Genomic DNA, 6,000 nt, shown 5'->3' with positions numbered 1-6,000 from the left:
ACACAGGCGCTTTATTATTAGATACTGACATCAGATTTATCCTTATCAATTAAATTTTACTCAGCATAGCAAGCACCTCACTATCATTCAATCGCTTGTGGTAAGCTTTAACACAACCGCATCAGACATCTTAGATATATTATTTTAGTATTTAATGGTGGCGTCCCCCTGACTAAGGGCGAAGCAACGACTCAAAATTTAATCTATCCACTTCGTTACTATCTTAATTTTGAATCCTTCTTCGTTGGGGAAACCCCAAACCCCGCACACCACAAAAGACGTGGTGTGCAAAAAACTCAAGATTAGGCTCGCTTATTATGACAATGGTTCATATCGACACTAAAGCAATTTCTCGAAAAGCAGGGCAATCTGCTGTGGCGTGTGCCGCCTATCGTGCTGGTGATATTCTTGATGATGTTAAATACGGTAAGACCCACGACTATAGTAAAAAGTCTGGCGTCATGAGTAGTGATATCGTTTTGCCATTTGCGCTAAGAGCACTAGGTGTGAATGTCGATAGAGAGATGCTTTGGAATTTGGCTGAGGCAGCAGAGACTCGTTCGGACAGTCGAGTGGCGCGTGAGTGGCTGATTAATCTACCTTATGAGTTGTCTGAGCAAGATCGCCATTCACTGGCAATAGATTTTGCCCAAAAGCTGGTTGATGATATGGACGTGATTGCTGATGTTTGTATTCACCGTCCAGTGATGAAGCTGCCTTTTGATCCTGACGCTAAACCCAGCTCTAAGCGACTGCGCGAAGGGGAGAAAAATCCTGATCCGCGCAATTTTCACGCGCATATTTTAGTCACCACTCGAGCGCCCATCGTTGGGCCCAATAAAACCTTGGCATTTGACCCAAACCTTAAGACCCCGTTTGAGTGGTCTAATAAAAAACGTAAAAAACATGGTCTGCCGTCATCAATGAAAGAAATTAAGCGCATTCGTGAGATGTGGGTAGATACCGCCAACAAGGTGTTAGCACAGCACAATCTACCGCTAATGGATGCACGCAGTTATAAAGATCAGGGGCTTGATCAGCAGCCCACCATCAAAATGGGCGTTCATGCAACGGCAATGGAGCGCCGAGGCATCATGACCGAAAAAGGCAATACCAACCGAGCAATCAAAGCACGCAACAAACTGGTTGCTGAGAACCATATCAAACAGGAGGCAGACCATGAGCGACGAATCAAACAACTTAGAGACGGACTTACTCGGGCAACTGAGCAAAATGCAAGACTACATAGACTCATTGGAGGCACAAAACAGCGAGCTGACCTCACAAAACAACTTATTGAAAGCTCAGAACACGACATTACGTACTGCACAGAACAATCTAACAGAACAGCAGATCGAGTTGACGACACAAAACGATGCATTGAAGACGCAAAACGAGGCGTTGCTTGGGCAGCTGAGCGATGTGAAAACCTACCAAAGTGGATTAATGGAACAGACCGAAGAAGCCAAAAAGCACAACAACGCATTGATCTCTCAAAACAGTGGATTAGTGCAAACTCAAAAAGAGCTGCAAACAGCGAATCAGTCGCTCAGGGCATCCATCAAGGCATTGCAGAGCGAGCAAAACCAGTCCCCAACCCCTTCGATGACGACGCACGACGAGCAAGAGCTGCTCGACTTGATCGACAGCAAAGACAAATTGATCGAGACACTCGAGCAAACCGTTTTGAAGATGAGAGAATCTTTGAGTATGTTGAACGTATGAAGCTGCACCTAGCCATGCGCTTAATACAACGTCATCGTGATGATATGGCTATCAGATGGGCTCAAGGAGAAACCGCGGATGACGCCCCTGATAAATTTGATCAGCGGCAAGTGGCGCAACTTAGCGAGTTTGCACAGCGCCATGGTATTGAGGACCACGATAAAGCGGTGGAATTTACCGCGCACTTACGCCAAGTGGCCAAACGTTTTGATCACACGCTGGTTGAAAACAACAAAGCCATTATTAAGCTGTTGCGTGATCCTAATGCTGAACGAAAGCAGTATCTAGCGCTTATCAAGCATTTTACAGACTTCAGAGACAATCTCGATCAAAAACGAGCGGCATTGAATACCAGTAACATCGACGAGCTGGGCGGTAGCGCAGGAGAGGTAGGGAGAATGACTCGGGACACCATGTCATCGTTCAGCTATATAGAAGAATTAACGGATTACATCAATCAGGATAACTACCCAACTGAGGCAAGAGGGCTTGCCAAAGAACATTTAGCAGATACCTTAAATGAAACCTGTGAGCAATTCAAACTTGCATTGCGTGATGTCAACTCCTTACCAACAACCCAGCGTAAAACCTACTCAGAGGCTCTTAAAGCCACTTTAGAGACGTTTACTGAGCAATATGGCAAAGAGCTGTCTGAAAGCCAACACAGAGCACTACAGGGTGGTTTAGAGACCTATCAGTATCAAGTGAGTAGAACTAATACACCTAGCCGAGGATTTAGTCCTTAATCTCATCCTTAAAAAAACGATTACTGAGGGATAAGTTGCTTAGGCAAGCTACGTGGTTTAAGTGATGTTTTTTCACTTATCCACAGAAAATTTTATCACCCGTTTCTTTAAGGGTTTTTATTTGATCCTGTTTACTCCTGTTTACTCCTGTTTAAGAGCCTTTTTTCACCTTTAAAATCAATAGCTTACAAGAAAGAAAAAGAGTAAATGAGCAGAAAACAGAGTAAATGAGCAGAAAACAGAGTAAATGAGCAGAAAACAGAGTAAATGAGCAGAAAACAGAGATAAATAAAAAACACTCTTTTTATAACTCTATTTTATGATAAGATCTTGTTAAATGTAACTATGGGCGCAGAGTTGAAATGGAAAATAACTTAGTTGTTCAGTCAAATGATTTAATCCTAGCAACGTACACAATGCAAAAGACGGATAAAGAGCTCATGCTTGCTTGTATCAGTCAAATTGACAGTAGGCCTGATGCACCAAATGTCACGCAAGACACAGAATATAAAGTAACAGTTGATGATATTAAATCATTGTTTTTTGGTAAGAAGTCTAAGAACGAACAGAATGTTTATCGTGACATAGAGAACGCAAGCAAACGTTTATATGACGTCGATATTGTTATGAGCTTGCCCGAGAATAAAACGCTTCAAACAAGGCTTGTTAGTAGTATTGTTTATGATCCAGATAACGGAGAAGTCGTATTATCATTCGCAAATAAAATACTGCCATATTTGACGCAACTTAAAGCTAATTTCACTAAATACAAGCTATTAGAAATAGGTGAGTTATCGAGTATTCATTCAATAAAAATGTATGAATTGGTGGTAATGTGGGTTAATCAATACCAGTACAGCAAAGAGTTTACGATAGAAGAGTTTAAACACGTAATGTGTGTTAAAGATAAGTATAAGCAATTTAGTGAGTTGCGAAGATATGTTATTGAAACAGCTATCAACGATATAAATGAAAATACGAATTATAAAGTCAGTGTAGAGTATCAAAAAAAAGCAAGAGGGAAGGGCTATAAAGGCTTAAAGCTCAAATTTCACAAAAAGTTATTAGATAAAATTGCTGGTAAAGACGGTAAATTGTCAGAAGATAAGATCAAATCAATTGTTGATAATGTGCAGTTTATGAACGACTATAACGATCACCCAGGTTTAAGCTATGACGGTAAAATGAGTACTGATAGTTTTAAGCGTGAAATGATTAACATCATACAGCGGGAGCCTGAAAGCTTTAACAAGCCAAACAAAGCGCTTGAGAGCTACTTACCAAAAGTCAGTCAAGGTAAGTAATTACTATGTTTACTACCAATTATGATATATGGCTTACTTAAGAGTCAAAGGCCAATGCTTTTGCAGTGTTTGAAATCTATGGCCTGAGGTTATACGCATTATCTCTGCCAGGCGTGCCACAAAGATTGAAAGGAGACAATATGAACAAGGTTAGTTATCACATAGATAAGTTGCCGCCATTAACGGCTAAGCAGCAAGCGGACTTAGAGTACTTAGCAACGCTTAGCGATGACGACATTGATCTATCGGACATTCCAGAAATCACCGACTGGTCAGGCGCGATCCGTGGCAGTATCAAACCACAAACGCTTACTACAGAAGCCAGTGTTATCAGCCCAAGCATTCTTGCTAAGTTTAAGGACAGAGCCAAGCAGACAGGCGGTAACTATCAGGACATGATCAATGATGCCCTAGAAGAATACCTAACTGATCATTAAGTCTTAGCCAACAAGTTATAACCTCAAGACGACTTGGGGTTTTTTTACACCTTGCATTGTAGTATGTTGTATATTGTATTATACTATATACAATATAATACAATACACTATCAAGGAATACAAAATCATGGCACTCACCACACAAGATATTCATGCAGCAGCTGACCGATTACAGGAGCAAGGGATCAAGCCGACACTGGCAGAGGTGCGTAAGGCGCTAGGCGGTGGCTCATTCACTACCATTAGTGATGCGATGCAGAGTTGGAAGCGAGAACAGCAGGAAGAGCAAGAGCTACAACAAGTGGATTTACCTAGCGGTATCACTGAACGCTTGCACACGCTTGGGGCTGATATGTGGCAGACGGCTATTGATATGGCTAATGATCGTCTGGTGAAAGAGCGTGAAGCGTTAGATGGTATTAAGGCCAAGGCACAAGCTGAGACAGACGAGGCGCAAGAGGCGGTTAAGACCCTAGAGAGTGAACAAGCCGATTTGTTGGCACAGCTCGATGAGGTGACAGCAACGGCAGAGGCAGCGGCAATCAGTACAGCTCAAGTGACTGCTGAGCGTGACACGTTGTTACAGACGCTCAGTGATACTCAGCACGCGCTTGAGCTTGAGCAAGCTAAAACAGATGCAGCCCAAGCGCAACTTGCAGAGCTGCGCAGCAGCTTTGATCAGCAAGCAAAAGAGCTTAACGTCAACTTATCAAAAGTGGCCACGCTTGAAGCCACTGCTAATAGCGATAAAGCAGAGATCGCGCGTCTGCAAACAGAACTGACAGCAACTAAGGATGAGCTAAAGACAGTCGTTATTGAGCGCAACGAGATAACGAATCTTACAGCAGAAGTGAAAGGAGAGTTAAAGGCCATAATCGCTGAACGCGATAAGCTATCAGGACTCAACGATCAGCTGACCCAAACACAGGCTAAGCTTGAAGCTGAGCATAGCGTACTGAATAAGCAGTATAGCGAGCTATCAAGCCATCACCTATCGGAGCAAGAACAAGTGACTCTGTTACAAGATCAACTTAAGAAAGCACAAGATGCTCTGATACTTATTCAAAACAAAGATAATGCTTTGGATGCTGAGTAAATAAAAGTATTCGAGGTTTCAGTTTAATTAGAATTTCAAGATAAAGAACAGTTATGAGTGTGAAAGATACTTTGCCCAAGACATAGATCTCGTTCTATTCACACTAAGCTTATGAATCAACCATGACAATATCGACTCACTGAATAAGTGATTGTTGTATATTAACTATTCTAAATTTTTCTCTGGACTCTTATAGTATATAGCCGAGTGGGCTATATACTACTTAAATTAGCCTAAGTGAATTTATGCTGATTTTGGAGCCTTGAGCAGATTTCAAGGAACACTCACCCTAAAGCGATTATGAGTAGATAAAATACTCACAATCGCTTTAGTGCATTCCTTGGATTTGATGTGATTAGTCATGCCGACTTCATCGCCCATCGCGTCATCAAGACCGTATCACTGTATCAAGCTACGGTTGTTAAGATTACGGCTGATAGCACCGCCTAGACACGCTCTTAACCGCTACTGTGCTGTCATACGCTAGCAAGGGCCTAAACCCAATATACCGCTACGATATGCACGAGTAACCACTCATTGCGTTGCTCTGATCCTTTGTCTAGTCACCCCTGTAGGGAGCTCACCCTTATGTCAAACGCAGTCGTCGCCGAGGCCTGCCACCCATTTGACGGGTAACAATTACAGAGAGAGCTGCACGAGGATGTAACGAGCGAATAAGTATACGGTAGGTA

At 42.4% G+C, this 6,000-nt stretch carries 4 protein-coding genes; all 4 read left to right on the top strand.

All coding sequences use genetic code 11. The features are described from left to right. Positions 1-317 precede the first annotated feature (317 nt). The 4 genes from FOR85_RS11220 to FOR85_RS11205 all read left to right on the top strand — a co-directional run bounded on the left by FOR85_RS11220 (position 318) and on the right by FOR85_RS11205 (position 5,308). Positions 318-2,471, top strand: a complete 2,154-nt coding sequence (locus FOR85_RS11220; RefSeq protein WP_144297973.1) for a MobA/MobL family protein — start codon at positions 318-320, stop codon at positions 2,469-2,471. Between the two features lie 362 nt (positions 2,472-2,833). Next, positions 2,834-3,775: a replication initiation protein gene (locus FOR85_RS11215; protein WP_058025554.1), complete on the top strand. Its 942-nt coding sequence runs from the start codon at positions 2,834-2,836 to the stop codon at positions 3,773-3,775. A gap of 140 nt (positions 3,776-3,915) precedes the next feature. Next, positions 3,916-4,212 carry a hypothetical protein gene (locus FOR85_RS11210; RefSeq protein WP_025643904.1) on the top strand — a complete coding sequence of 99 codons (297 nt, stop codon included), beginning with the start codon at positions 3,916-3,918 and terminating at the stop codon, positions 4,210-4,212. Positions 4,213-4,339: 127 nt separating this feature from the next. Next, a complete protein-coding gene (locus tag FOR85_RS11205; RefSeq protein ID WP_144297972.1) occupies positions 4,340-5,308 on the top strand; it encodes a DNA-binding protein in 969 nt (322 codons plus the stop codon). Positions 5,309-6,000: the final 692 nt, after the last annotated feature.

It is taken from the genome of Psychrobacter sp. YGAH215, assembly GCF_007280595.1.
In the GTDB taxonomy this organism is placed as follows: Bacteria; Pseudomonadota; Gammaproteobacteria; order Pseudomonadales; family Moraxellaceae; genus Psychrobacter; species Psychrobacter faecalis.
Note: the sequence above shows the minus strand (reverse complement) of the source record. Positions and strands in the feature narration are given on the sequence as shown.

Bases quoted from the DNA above. Each gene is read 5' to 3' on its own strand.
- FOR85_RS11215 (WP_058025554.1), top strand. From the start codon at position 2,834: ATGGAAAATAACTTAGTTGTTCAGTCAAATGATTTAATCCTAGCAACG.
- FOR85_RS11205 (WP_144297972.1), top strand. From the start codon at position 4,340: ATGGCACTCACCACACAAGATATTCATGCAGCAGCTGACCGATTACAG.
- FOR85_RS11220 (WP_144297973.1), top strand. From the start codon at position 318: ATGACAATGGTTCATATCGACACTAAAGCAATTTCTCGAAAAGCAGGG.
- FOR85_RS11210 (WP_025643904.1), top strand. From the start codon at position 3,916: ATGAACAAGGTTAGTTATCACATAGATAAGTTGCCGCCATTAACGGCT.